The following is a 12,634-nucleotide window of genomic DNA, read 5'->3' as shown; positions in this document are numbered from 1 at the left end:
GACCGCGTATGAGCGTTTCCACCTTGTTGCCGCCGGGCCTTGGGCCTTTGCATTTCATCGGCATTGGCGGGATCGGCATGTCCGGCATTGCCGAGATCCTGCTGGGCGCGGGGTTTCGCGTGCAGGGATCCGATGCCAAAGCCAGTGCGATCACCGACCGTTTGGCCTCGCTGGGGGCGGTGATCCATGTCGGGCATGCGGCGGCGAATATCGGCGAGGCGGCGGTGATTGTCGCGTCCACCGCAATCAAGCCGAGCAACCCGGAGATGGCCGAGGCGGTGGCGCGCGGCCTGCCGGTGGTGCGCCGGGCCGAAATGCTGGCCGAGTTGATGCGCCTGCGCCGGACGATCTCGGTGGCGGGGACGCATGGCAAGACGACAACCACGACGATGATGGCCGCCATGCTGGATTCGGGCGGATTTGACCCGACGGTGATCAACGGCGGCGTGCTGCACGCCTATGGCTCGAACGCGCGGGCGGGCAGTGGCGATTGGATGGTGGTCGAAGCCGATGAGAGCGACGGCTCGTTCAACCTGCTGCCGACGCATATCGCGGTGGTGACCAATATCGACCCCGAACATATGGAGCATTGGGGCAGTTTCGACGCCCTGCGCGCCGGGTTCGATGCTTTTGTCGGGCGTATCCCGTTTTATGGGCTGGCGGTGCTGTGCATCGACCACCCCGAGGTCGCGGCTCTGGCAAAACGCCTGCGCAATCGGCGGATGGTCAGTTTTGGGTTCGGGGATGAGGCTGATGTGCAGGCCAGAGGTCTGACGTATAAAAAGGGACAGGCCCACTTTGATATCCGGGTGAAACAGGGGGCAAATAGTCGGATAATTGAAAGTCTGACATTGCCGATGCCGGGCGATCACAATGTCTCGAATGCGCTTTCGGCGGTGGCCGTGGGGCTGGAACTGGGCATGTCGGACACCGATATCCGCGCCGCTCTGGCCGGGTTTCAGGGGGTCGGGCGGCGATTTACGCGCGTGGGCGAGGTCGATGGTGTGACCATTATCGATGATTACGGACATCACCCGGTCGAGATCGCCGCCGTGCTCAAGGCCGCGCGGCAATCGGTGGAGCCGGGGGCGCGGGTGATCGCCGTGCATCAGCCGCATCGCTACTCGCGCCTTCACGCCTTGTTTGCCGATTTCACGACCTGTTTTGCGGGGGCAGATGTGGTGGCGATTGCCGAGGTTTATGCGGCGGGCGAAGACCCGGTTCCGGGGGCGGATCGCGACACGCTGGTCGCGGCCATCCAGGCGCAGGGCCACCCCAGCGCCACGGCGATCGGCTCGGCCGAGGATCTTGCGGCCCTGGTGCTGCGCGAGGCGAAATCCGGCGATATCGTGGTCTGCCTTGGCGCGGGCACGATTTCGGCCTGGGCGCAGGGGCTGCCCGCCCAGTTGGCCAAGCCATGACCGGCTTGCCGTTTTGGGACGCGGCGATCTGGGCCATTCTTGGCCTGATCGCGGGGGTCTTGCTGGCGCGCCGCGCCTCGCCCCGCGCGGCCATGGTTTTTGCGCTGTTCGTCGCGCTGGCCGGGTTTTTGCTGGTGCCCGCAGCGCTGCTGTTCGGCGGCGAGAATGGTCCCGGCTACGCAATGATGGTCCTGTTTTGGTCCGTGCCCACCACATCAGGGCTGGTGCTGGGGACGATCCTGTCACGGTTTCGCCGCCAAGATTGATTTTTCACGCGAATCGCTCATAGTTCGGGGCGAATTTTGCCGAAAACTGCGGAGTGAAGCGTGGAAATAGTCGTCTTGGTGTTCGGAGCGCTGGTCATCGGCGTGGTGTTCGGCGGCATCGTGGCGCGGGTCTTTGCGCCCCGTGTCGCGATGATCAGTGGCGGGATCCTTGTCGGGTTGGCGGGGTTCCTGCTGGTGGTCGGCGCGCGAAAGCAGGGCTTTGACGGACTGGGATATTCCATCACGGCGCTCATCTTCGTGTTCCCGGCGGCCTTGGGTAGCGGGGTTGTCGGGCTGGTTGCGTGGTATTTCGGGCGCGGTAACGATGCCTCTCCGAAGGAATAGGCGCGCGCTGGACAGGTGTCGGCGGGCGCGCTACGAAGCGGCATGAGTGACATTTTTGCAATTCCCGTGCGCGGCTCGTTGACCGCGAATCGCCCGCTGGACGGGCTGACCTGGCTGCGGGTCGGTGGTCCGGCGGATTGGCTGTTTCTGCCCGCCGACGAGGCGGATCTGGCGCAGTTTCTGGCGGCGCTGGATCCGGCGGTTCCGGTGTTTCCGATGGGCGTGGGGTCGAACCTGATCGTGCGCGACGGGGGCATCCGGGCGGTGGTGATTCGCCTCGGGCGCGGGTTCAATGGCATCGAGATCGACGGCGACCGGGTGACGGCGGGCAGTGCGGCGCTGGATGCGCATGTGGCGCGCAAGGCGGCCGAGGCGGGTCTGGACCTGACATTCCTGCGCACGATCCCCGGGTCGATCGGCGGCGCGGTGCGGATGAATGCGGGCTGTTATGGACAGTATGTAGCGGATCGGTTGGAGAGCATCCGCGTTATCTTGCGTGATGGCACGCCGCAGGTGTTGGCCGCCGAGGCGCTCAATCTGCGCTATCGACAGTCGGATCTGCCCGAGGGCGCGGTGGTGGTGGCCGCGACATTTCGCGCGCCGTCGGGTGACCCGGCCACGCTGGAAGCCCGGATGGCCGAGCAACTGGCCAAGCGCGACGCGACGCAGCCGACCAAGGATCGCACGGCGGGCTCGACCTTTCGCAATCCGGCGGGGTTTTCGTCAACCGGGCAGGCCGATGACACGCATGAGTTGAAAGCCTGGGCGGTGATCGACGCCGCCGGAATGCGCGGCGCGGTGCGGGGCGGGGCGCAGATGTCGCCTATGCATCCGAACTTTTTGGTCAACACCGGCGGGGCCAGCGCGGCCGATCTGGAGGGTTTGGGCGAAGAAGTGCGAAAAAGGGTGTTCCAAAACAGCGGGATTTCGCTAGAATGGGAAATCATGCGCGTGGGCGAACAGGTCACACCGCAGAACTGAGCAGGCACAAGATCTGCGCGACCGGGCAAAACCAATAAGACGACTGGTCGATAACGAATAATTGGGGCGAAAAGCCCTGAAAGAGGCAGTGTTGGTGGGTATGTCGAGCAGGGCATCCTCCACAGTGGCGGTTATTATGGGTGGCATCTCGGCCGAGCGCGAGGTGTCTTTATCCAGCGGGCGCATGTGCGCCGCCGCGCTGCGTGAGGCAGGCTATACGGTCGTCGAAGTGGACGCAGGGCGCGACCTTGCGCAGCGGCTTGCCGCGCTACGCCCCGATGTGGTGTTCAACGCCTTGCATGGCCGCTGGGGCGAGGATGGCGCGGTGCAGGGCCTGCTGGAATGGCTGGGCATCCGCTATACGCATTCGGGCGTGTTGTCGTCGGCGCTGGCGATGGACAAGCAGCGCACCAAGGATATTTACCGCGCTGCGGGTTTGCCGGTGGTCGAGAGCCGCTTGGCCTGCAAGGCCGAGGTGCGCGCGCGCCATGTGTTGACGCCGCCCTATGTGGTCAAGCCGTATAACGAGGGGTCCTCGGTCGGGGTGTGGATGGTCGCCGATGAAAACAACGGCCCGCCGCAACTGGATGACGCCATGCCCGAGGTGGTGATGGTCGAGGCCTTTGCGCCGGGGCGCGAGTTGACCGCCAGCGTGTTGGGCGACCGGGCGCTGACGGTGACGGATATCCTCACCGAGGGCTGGTATGATTATGACGCGAAATACAAGGTCGGCGGCTCGCGGCATGTGGTGCCCGCCGAGTTGCCCGCCGAGATTTTCGACGCCTGTCTGGACTATGCACTGCGGGCGCATCAGGCGTTGGGTTGCCGGGGCCTGAGCCGCACCGATTTCCGCTGGGATGAGGCGCGCGGTCTGGACGGGTTGGTCCTGCTGGAGACGAACACCCAGCCCGGCATGACGCCGACGTCGCTGAGCCCGGAACAAGCGGCGGTCTGCGGGATTTCGTTTCCCGAGTTGGTGCATTGGTTGGTGGAGGATGCCTCGTGTCCACGGTGATCCGCGACAAGACCATGCCGCCCCTGACGCGCAACGCCCGCCCGGTGGACCCGCACGGACGCTGGGAATGGCCGGACCCGATCGAGATCGCCCAGCCCGGGCCAGAGCCGACGGTGACGGCGACAGTGCCTTTGGCGGCGCGCTGGGAATGCGAGCCTTTGCCCGCGTCCTGGCCACCCGCGCCACGGGATGAGGGCGACACGTTGGATGATTTCGGCGTGCTCCCGTCGGTGCAATTCACGCCAAGACCACGCGGGCACGCCCCGGCGCGGTCTGACCAGACGGCCCAACCCGCGCACCCTTTGCCGCGCGGACAGGCGGCGGATCGCCCCGGCATTCGTCAGTCGCTGACGAATTTCGCCAGCTCGACGCAGGGTGCGGCGGCGATCGGACACCTCTACGCCGGACAAACCCACGCCGGATCCATCGCCGCGGCGCCACGCCAGGCCGGCGCGGCGCAACCCGACGAAGGCTGGCCGGCGATGGCTACGATCCCGCTGGAAACCGCGCGCCCGGCGGATCCGTCGCCCAGCCGCCTGAGCTATCGACTGAATCGGCTGTGGCTGACGCCGACGGTGCGCCATTTCGTGCGCGTCGGTCTGCCGATCTTGCTGATGGTGCTGTTGGTCGGTGGCTGGCTGGCGGATGAATCGCGGCGCGCCTCGTTGGTTGATGGCTTCGTATCGGTGCGCACGGCAATCGAGAACCGGCCGCAGTTCCAGGTGACGGGGATCACCGTGCACTCCCGCTCGCCGGAAGTGGCGCAGGGCGTGGCGCAGCTCTTGGCCATCGAGTTTCCGATTTCGTCGTTTCAACTGGACCTGCCCGCGCTGCGGGCCACGGCCGAGGCGCTGGATGCAGTAGAGACGGCGTCGTTGCAGGTCCGGTCGGGTGTGCTGGAGGTGGTGATCGACGAGCGCTTGCCCGCGATGATCTGGCGCAACGGAACCGGGCTGGATCTGCTGGATGCCCAGGGCAACCGGGTTGCGCGTCTGGCCAGCCGGGCCGCGCGCCCCGATCTGCCGCTGATTGCCGGGATCGGCGCGCCCGAGGCCATTGCCGAGGCGCATCTGCTATGGGCGGCCGCGGCCCCGATCCGGTCGCGGCTTCGCGGCTTGGAGCGGGTCGGCGAGCGGCGTTGGAATGTGGTTCTGGATCGCGATCAACGCATCCTGCTGCCCGCGGATGGCGCCCTCGGCGCGCTGGAACGCGCAATCGCCCTGAACGGTGCACAAGATTTACTGGCGCGCGATGTGCAGGTCCTGGACCTGCGCAATCCGACGCGTCCCACCCTGCGTCTGTCGCCCGAAGCGATGGACGAACTCAACCGGATCAGACGAGAGTCCAGCGGAGCTCAAAACCGATGACCGACCTATATCAATCCCAACGTGCAATGCGCAGTATGCGCCAACAGGCCATGCAACGCGGCTCCATCGCCGTGCTGGATATCGGCACCTTCAAAGTGGCCTGTCTGATCTTGAAATTCGGGGTTTCCGAGGGGCCGGCCGAGGGTTCGGGCGTGGGCGCTTTGGCCGGGCAGGCGGCGTTCCGGGTGATCGGTGCGGGCACCACGCGCTCGCGCGGGATCCGGTTCGGCGAGATCGCGGCGATGCAGGAAACCGAGCGCGCGGTGCGCACGGCGTTGCAGACCGCGCAAAAGATGGCGCAGACCCGTGTGGACCACGCGATCTTGTGCTTCGCGGGCGGCGATACGCGGTCTTACGGGCTGGAGGGCATGGTCGAGGTCGAAGGGGATCGCGTCTCGGAAGAGGATATCGCGCGGGTTCTCTCGGCCTGTGACGTGCCGCAATTGGGCTCGGGGCGCGAGGTGCTGCACGCGCAGCCGGTGAATTTCCTGTTGGACCATCGCACCGGGCTGGCCGATCCGCGCGGGCAGGCGGGGCACCAGTTGGGCTGCGACATGCATATGCTCAGCGTCGATGCGGATGTGGTGCAAAACCTGATCCATTGCCTGAAGCGCTGCGATGTCGAGGTCGCGGGCATGGCGGCTGCGCCCTATGTGGCGGGTCGTTCGGCGCTGGTCGAGGATGAGCAGGAACTGGGTGCCGCCGCCATCGACCTGGGCGGCGGGGCCACGGGCATCTCGATCTTCATCAAGAAACACATGATATATGCCGACACCGTGCGGTTGGGCGGCGATCACATCACCGGCGACATCGCCAAGGGCTTGCAGATCCCCTATTCGACGGCCGAGCGGATCAAGACCTATTACGGCGGGGTTCAGGCGACCGGCCGGGATGACCGCGAAATCATCGAGATCGGCGGCGACAGCGGCGATTGGGACAAGGACCGCCGCACCATCACCCGCAGCGAGTTGATCGGCATCATGCGCCCGCGGGTCGAGGAAATCCTGGAAGAGGTGCGCGCGCGGCTCGACGTGGCGGGGTTCGATCATCTGCCAAGCCAGCAGATCGTGCTGACCGGCGGGGCCAGTCAGATCCCGGGCCTCGATGGCCTGGCGGCGAAAATCCTGGGCCAGCAGGTGCGGCTGGGGCGGCCGATCCGGGTGCAGGGTCTGCCGCAGGCAGCGACCGGTCCGGCCTTTGCCGCGATCGTCGGGCTGTGCCAGTTCGCGGCCTGTCCGCAAGACGAGTGGTGGGATTTCGATATCCCCGCGCAACGCTTTGCAACGCGCCCGCTGAAACGGGCGATGAAATGGTTCAAGGACAATTGGTAGGCGGAAAATGGATCAATCTTCACCCCGGACAGAAGAAGAAGCGGGAATCATGGCGTTTTTTCCGTCATTCTGGGTGATGTGATTCGTTTTTTAGGTGACGACCCCGAAGAGGCACGTTAGAATCACTGAAAAATCGAGCAAATCAGCAACGACCGGACGACCAACCGATACCTCGGGCAAGGCAAACCGGCAGGCACAGGCGGAACAGGCAATGGCACTTACTTTTATCGAAAACGACAAGATGGATCTGACTCCCCGGATCACGGTGTTTGGCGTGGGTGGCGCTGGCGGTAACGCCGTCAACAACATGATCGAACAAAACCTCGAAGGGGTCGAATTCGTCGTCGCCAACACCGATGCGCAAGCCCTGCAACAATCCAAGGCGCGCTCGCGTATCCAGTTGGGCGTCAAGGTGACCGAGGGTCTGGGGGCCGGGGCGCGCCCGACGGTCGGGGCTTCGGCGGCCGAAGAAACGCTGGAAGAGATCATCGACCATCTGGCCGGGGCGCATATGTGCTTCATCACGGCGGGCATGGGCGGCGGCACCGGCACCGGCGCTGCGCCGATCATCGCGCAGGCCGCGCGCGAACTGGGTGTGCTGACCGTCGGTGTGGTCACCAAGCCGTTTGCCTTTGAGGGTGCCAAGCGCATGCGTCAGGCCGAGGAGGGTGTCGAAGCCCTGCAAAAGGTCGTCGATACGCTGATCATCATTCCGAACCAGAACCTGTTCCGTCTGGCCAATGAGCGCACGACCTTTACCGAAGCGTTCGCGATGGCCGACGACGTGCTGTATCAGGGCGTCAAGGGTGTCACCGATCTGATGGTGCGTCCGGGCATGATCAACCTCGACTTTGCCGACGTGCGCGCGGTGATGGACGAGATGGGCAAGGCCATGATGGGCACCGGCGAAGCCAGTGGCGAAGACCGGGCGCGTCAGGCCGCCGAGAAGGCCATCGCCAACCCGCTGCTGGATGAAATCAGCCTGCATGGCGCGCGCGGTGTGTTGATCAACATCACCGGCGGCAATGATCTGACGCTCTATGAATTGGACGAAGCCGCCAACCTGATCCGTGAAAAGGTCGATCCCGAGGCGAATATCATCGTCGGCTCGACTCTGGACCTGACGATGGAGGGCTCGATTCGGGTCTCGGTCGTCGCCACCGGCATCGAGGCCGCGCATGACGCGCAATCGTTGGACGTGCAGCGTCGCCGTCTGGCCGAGCCACTGGCCGCGCATCCCGCTGACGTGCCCGCAGCCCAGCCCGAGCCCGAGCATGGCTACGAGCCCGAGCAATATCACGAGCCCGAAGCCGAGCCCGCGCCGTTGTTCGAGCCGCGTCGCGAGGCCGCTCGTGCCGAACCGCAGCGTGACATGCACGCGGATGCGCGCCAGCACGCTTATGCTCCGGCAGCGCACTCCGCCCCGCAGCAGGCACGCCCGGCGTATCAGGCGCAGCAACCCCAGCAGGACGAGTTCGATCTGGATGACGTGCTGGGCACCGAAGCCGCGACCCCGCGTCCGACCGTTGTGTTGAACACGCCGCGTCAAAACCCCGCACCGCAGGCGCAGCAACAGCCGCAGCCACGGATCGACGAGGCCACGCAATTCACTGCGCCGCAGCGTGAGCGTGTCGCGGGTCAACCCTCGGCGGAAACCCTGGCCCGTCTGCGCAATGCCGTGCTGAAGCAGCCCGAAGCCCCGGAGTCGCGTCACGATGATCGCTATCATGACCCGCGCCAGGCCGCTCGGCAGGAGCCGCGTTATGAACCGCGCCCGGCGCAACCGCAGCAGCGCATGGAGCCGCAACCACAGCCACAACCACAGCCGCGTCGTGGCCTTGGCGGTTTGATTCACCGGATGGCCGGCAGCCATGCAGAAGCGCCGGCACCAAGCGCACGCGTTCAGCCGCCGGTCCATGCCTATGACGACGAGCCTCAGCAACGCGCCTCGCAAGACCGGATCGAGATCCCGGCGTTCCTGCGTCGCCAGGCGAATTGACGGTCACAAAGCGTCGGATTTCGATCACATCCTGCGCCTGAAAATCAGCGAGAGAACCGGTGAAAGCCGGTTCTTTTCTGTTTATATACAATGAATTGTAGTCGTTTGCGGGAATATGCGCGGAAACTCGCGCATCCGTGAGATGTCTGTTACATCGTGTTACAAAGCGTGATTTGTGAAACATCCCGCTGCTTTCTACATACGATTAAGAGTTCATAAACAGGTTGGCAGAGCAGTGCAGACCACCCTTCAAACCACAGTGCGTTTTGCTGGAGTCGCCCTACATTCGGGTGTCCCGGTGAGCCTTGACGTGCATCCGGCACCGGCCGGGCATGGCATCGTGTTCGAGCGGACGGACCTGAATGGCACGGCGGATGAGCGGCGGGTCGTGGTTGGCCCGGATGCGTTGATCGAGGCCAGCCTGTGCACCAAGATCGGTAACCGCCATGGCGTGACCGTATCCACCATCGAGCACCTGATGGCCGCTCTGGCGGGGTGCGGCATTCACAACGCCTTGATCACGCTGGATGGCCCCGAGGTTCCAATCCTGGACGGCTCGTCTCAGGCTTTTGTCACCGCGTTTGTCGCGGTGGGCATGGTGGCGCAAGATGCGCCGTTGCTGGCGCTGAATGTGCTGCGCACCGTCGAAGTCCGGATGAATGACGCCTGGGCCCGGCTGGAGCCCGCCGATCAGTTGTCCATCGCCTTCGAGATTGATTTTCCCGATGCCGCAATCGGTCATCAGCAGTTGGAACTGGAGTTGTGCAACGGCACCTTCGTGCGCGAACTCAGCGATTGCCGCACCTTCTGCCGCCAGTCGGATGTCGATTTCATGCGCGCCAACGGGCTTGCGCTGGGTGGCACCTATGAGAATGCCGTGGTGGTCGAGGGGGACCTGATCCTCAGCCCCGGCGGCTTGCGTCGCGCCAACGAGCCGGTGCGTCACAAGATGCTGGACGCGATGGGCGATCTGGCCGTGGCGGGCGCGCCGATCCTGGGGCGCTACGTCGGGCATCGCGCGGGGCACACGTTGACCGGACGTCTGGTGCGCGCCTTGTTGGCGGACCCTCTGGCGTATGAATGGGTTGCCGTGGGCGGTGCGCGCGCGCATTCCATGCCCGGCGCCGGCGTCAGTGCCAAGGACCTGGCGCGCCACGCCGCGGTCACCTGACGTCACGAATTTCCGTCGCTCCGACGCGCCTGTGTCACAGTTTGCTGTGTTGCGGAAATTTGCGCAAAGGCGTTTTGCGCAGCCTTTGCATCTGTGTTACGAAATCCGGCAACATCCGTCTTGAGGCGGTGGGGATTCGGCGTGCCAGTGTTTGGCAGAGCCAAGGGGACGAACCAATGATGGGGAATGCGATGCTGGGTGCCGGGCGCAAACTGACGACGCTTGCGGTTGCAGGGGTATTGGTGTTGGCACTGGCTTCGTGTTCGGACCGCGTCCGCACCGATGAGCCACTGGATAATTATACCGCGCAAGAGATCTTTGAGCGTGGCGAGTATGTGCTGGAAACCAGCGCGCGCCCAGAAGGCGCCCTGCGCTATTTCCGCGAAGTGGAGCGGATCTATCCCTATACCGATTGGGCGCGTCGCTCGATCGTGATGCAGGCTTATGCGCTGCACCGCAGTCGCCAATATGACGAGGCCCGCGCAACGGCGCAACGCTTCCTCGATCAATACCCCGGCGACCCGGATGCGGCCTGGGCGGCTTATATCGTCGCCTTGACCTATTACGATCAGATCGAGGATGTCGGCCGCGATCAGGGGCTGACCTTTCAGGCCTTGCGCTATCTGCGCTATGTGATCGAGGAATACCCCAACACCGAATATGCCCGCTCGGCGGTGCTGAAATTCGATCTGGCCTATGATCGCCTGGCGGCCAAAGAGATGGAAATCGGACGCTATTATCTGAGCCGTGGCAATTATTCGGCAGCGGTCAATCGGTTCCGGGCGGTGGTGGAGCAATATCAGACCACCACGCACACCCCTGAGGCGTTGCATCGTCTGGTCGAAAGCTATCTGGCGTTGGGCCTGCGCTCGGAAGCGCAGACGGCGGGCGCGATCCTGGGCCACAACTTCCGCAGCAACCCCTTCTATGAAGACAGCTACGCGCTGCTGAACCGGGCTGGTTTGTCCGCGGACGCGACCGGCGAAAACTGGCTGCGCGAGATTTACCGCCGCACGGTCCGCGGCGACTGGATCTAAGGCAGACAGGAAACGGGGCGGGCTATGCTGCGCACATTGTCGATCCGCGATATGCTGCTGATCGACCGGCTGGAATTGGATTTTCAGCCGGGTCTCAATGTGCTGACCGGCGAGACCGGCGCGGGGAAATCCATTCTGCTGGACTCGCTCGGCTTTGTGCTGGGCTGGCGCGGGCGGGCCGATCTGGTGCGGCAAGGCGCCGCGCAAGGCGAGGTGGAGGCGGTGTTCGAGCTGGGCCCCGATCACCCCGGTCGCGCGGTTCTCGAGGATGCCGGAATCCCCAGCGACGGCGAGGTGATCCTGCGCCGCGTCAACACCGCCGAGGGCCGCAAAACCGCGTGGATCAACGACCGCCGGGCCTCGGGTGAGGTGCTGCGCGCGTTGTCCGATACGTTGGTCGAGTTGCACGGTCAGCATGATGATCGCGGACTCCTGAACCCGCGTGGGCACCGTCAACTGCTTGATACCTATGCCGAAGTCGAGGCGGTTCTGGCGGCGGTGCGCGGCGCATGGCGGGCGGTGTCCGAGGCCCGCCGCGCACGGGTCACCGCCGAGGAACGCCTGGCGGGTTTGCGCAGTGAGGAAGACTATTTGCGTCACGCGGTCAAGGAGTTGGACACGCTTGACCCGCAACGCGGCGAAGAGGCGGAACTGGACACGCGCCGCCGTTTCATGCAGGCCGCGACGCGCCTGCGCGAGGATGTCGCGCGCGCCCGGCAGGCCCTGGGCGACGAGGGCGCAGAACGGTTGAGCCTCGATGCCTTGCGCTGGCTGGAAGGCGCGGTGGACGGTGTCGACGGGCGGCTGGATGCGGCGCTGGAGGCGTTGCAGCGCGTGCTGACGGATTTGGGCGAGGCGCAACACGCGATTGACGACTGCCTCGACGCGATGGACACCGACCCCGCGACCCTGGAACAGGTCGAGGAACGGCTGTTCGCCCTGCGCGGACTGGCGCGCAAGCATGGCGTCATGGCCGATGCGCTTGGCGATCATGCCCGCGATCTGCGCGACCGTCTGGCGGCGCTGGATGCGGGCGACAGCGGCATGGCGGCCCTGGCCAAAGCCGAGGCCGAGGCGGAGAAGGCGTTCAAATCCGCCTGCGCGGCGTTGACACAGGCGCGCACGGCGGCGGCGATCGGGCTGGATCAGGCGATGGCGCGCGAATTGGCCCCGCTGAAGATGGAACGCGCGGTGTTTCAGACCGTGATCGCGCCCGCAGGCCCCGGACCCGAGGGCGCGGATGCGGTGACCTTCGAGGTCGCGACGAACCCGGGTGCCCCGGCGGGGGCGCTCAACAAGATCGCCTCGGGCGGCGAGTTGTCGCGGTTTCTGCTGGCGCTCAAGGTCTGCCTGAGCCGTGGCAATGCCGGGCTGACGCTGATTTTTGACGAAATCGACCGCGGTGTCGGCGGGGCCACGGCGGATGCCGTTGGACGCCGCTTGCGGGCGTTGGCCGAGGGCACGCAGATTTTGGTGGTCACGCATAGCCCGCAGGTTGCCGCCTTGGGCGCGCACCATTGGCGGGTGCAGAAATCGGTGGTCGCAGGGCAGACGCTTAGCGAAGTGTTGCCACTTTCGACAGACGACCGCATTGACGAGATTGCACGAATGCTCGCGGGTGATACGATAACCGAGGCGGCGCGCGGCGCGGCCCGGGCGCTGATCGGCGCGTAATGCCAGGCGGGATCCCTCGGTTGGTCT

General features: G+C 65.1%; 11 protein-coding genes. All 11 read left to right on the top strand.

The features are described from left to right. Positions 1–8: 8 nt before the first annotated feature. The 11 genes from murC (at position 9) to recN (ending at position 12,607) form a co-directional block, all read left to right on the top strand. Positions 9–1,421 carry a UDP-N-acetylmuramate--L-alanine ligase gene (gene murC, locus VDQ28_RS18525; RefSeq protein WP_323037334.1) on the top strand — a complete coding sequence of 471 codons (1,413 nt, stop codon included), beginning with the start codon at positions 9–11 and terminating at the stop codon, positions 1,419–1,421. Further along, positions 1,418–1,687, top strand: a complete 270-nt coding sequence (locus tag VDQ28_RS18520) for a hypothetical protein (RefSeq protein WP_323037333.1) — start codon at positions 1,418–1,420, stop codon at positions 1,685–1,687. The genes murC and VDQ28_RS18520 overlap by 4 nt, the downstream gene beginning before the upstream one ends. Positions 1,688–1,747: 60 nt before the next feature. Further along, entirely contained in the window at positions 1,748–2,032 is a 285-nt protein-coding gene (locus VDQ28_RS18515) for a hypothetical protein (protein WP_323037332.1), read from the top strand. A 42-nt stretch (positions 2,033–2,074) separates the two neighbouring features. Continuing rightward, complete coding sequence (gene murB / locus VDQ28_RS18510; RefSeq protein WP_323037331.1) at positions 2,075–3,013, top strand: UDP-N-acetylmuramate dehydrogenase; 939 nt, start codon at positions 2,075–2,077, stop codon at positions 3,011–3,013. Between the two features lie 136 nt (positions 3,014–3,149). Then, the gene (locus tag VDQ28_RS18505; protein WP_323037330.1) at positions 3,150–4,028 is read left to right on the top strand and encodes a D-alanine--D-alanine ligase; all 879 of its coding nucleotides are present in this window, start codon (positions 3,150–3,152) and stop codon (positions 4,026–4,028) included. Then, positions 4,016–5,395: a cell division protein FtsQ/DivIB gene (locus VDQ28_RS18500; RefSeq protein ID WP_323037329.1), complete on the top strand. Its 1,380-nt coding sequence runs from the start codon at positions 4,016–4,018 to the stop codon at positions 5,393–5,395. Before VDQ28_RS18505 ends, VDQ28_RS18500 begins: the two co-directional genes overlap by 13 nt. Next, a complete protein-coding gene (gene ftsA, locus VDQ28_RS18495; protein ID WP_323037328.1) occupies positions 5,392–6,726 on the top strand; it encodes a cell division protein FtsA in 1,335 nt (444 codons plus the stop codon). Before VDQ28_RS18500 ends, ftsA begins: the two co-directional genes overlap by 4 nt. Before the next feature lie 211 nt (positions 6,727–6,937). Beyond that, the gene (gene ftsZ, locus VDQ28_RS18490; RefSeq protein ID WP_323037327.1) at positions 6,938–8,725 is read left to right on the top strand and encodes a cell division protein FtsZ; all 1,788 of its coding nucleotides are present in this window, start codon (positions 6,938–6,940) and stop codon (positions 8,723–8,725) included. Positions 8,726–8,960: 235 nt separating this feature from the next. Next, positions 8,961–9,896, top strand: a complete 936-nt coding sequence (gene lpxC / locus VDQ28_RS18485; RefSeq protein ID WP_323037326.1) for a UDP-3-O-acyl-N-acetylglucosamine deacetylase — start codon at positions 8,961–8,963, stop codon at positions 9,894–9,896. A gap of 191 nt (positions 9,897–10,087) precedes the next feature. Beyond that, positions 10,088–10,933, top strand: coding sequence for an outer membrane protein assembly factor BamD (locus VDQ28_RS18480; RefSeq protein ID WP_416349434.1), 846 nt, complete (start codon positions 10,088–10,090; stop codon positions 10,931–10,933). Positions 10,934–10,957: 24 nt separating this feature from the next. Continuing rightward, positions 10,958–12,607: a DNA repair protein RecN gene (gene recN / locus VDQ28_RS18475; RefSeq protein ID WP_323037325.1), complete on the top strand. Its 1,650-nt coding sequence runs from the start codon at positions 10,958–10,960 to the stop codon at positions 12,605–12,607. Positions 12,608–12,634 lie beyond the last annotated feature (27 nt).

The sequence above is a fragment of the Pararhodobacter sp. genome, from assembly GCF_034676545.1.
Taxonomy (GTDB): domain Bacteria; phylum Pseudomonadota; class Alphaproteobacteria; order Rhodobacterales; family Rhodobacteraceae; genus Pararhodobacter.
The sequence above is the reverse complement of the archived record's forward strand: the minus strand, read 5'-3'. Positions and strand labels throughout refer to the sequence as shown.

Excerpts from the sequence above, each read along its gene's own strand:
- murC (WP_323037334.1), top strand. The coding sequence starts at position 9 with ATGAGCGTTTCCACCTTGTTGCCGCCGGGCCTTGGGCCTTTGCATTTC.
- VDQ28_RS18520 (WP_323037333.1), top strand. The coding sequence starts at position 1,418 with ATGACCGGCTTGCCGTTTTGGGACGCGGCGATCTGGGCCATTCTTGGC.
- murB (WP_323037331.1), top strand. The coding sequence starts at position 2,075 with ATGAGTGACATTTTTGCAATTCCCGTGCGCGGCTCGTTGACCGCGAAT.
- VDQ28_RS18505 (WP_323037330.1), top strand. The coding sequence starts at position 3,150 with ATGGGTGGCATCTCGGCCGAGCGCGAGGTGTCTTTATCCAGCGGGCGC.
- ftsA (WP_323037328.1), top strand. The coding sequence starts at position 5,392 with ATGACCGACCTATATCAATCCCAACGTGCAATGCGCAGTATGCGCCAA.
- ftsZ (WP_323037327.1), top strand. The coding sequence starts at position 6,938 with ATGGCACTTACTTTTATCGAAAACGACAAGATGGATCTGACTCCCCGG.
- VDQ28_RS18480 (WP_416349434.1), top strand. The coding sequence starts at position 10,088 with ATGCTGGGTGCCGGGCGCAAACTGACGACGCTTGCGGTTGCAGGGGTA.
- recN (WP_323037325.1), top strand. The coding sequence starts at position 10,958 with ATGCTGCGCACATTGTCGATCCGCGATATGCTGCTGATCGACCGGCTG.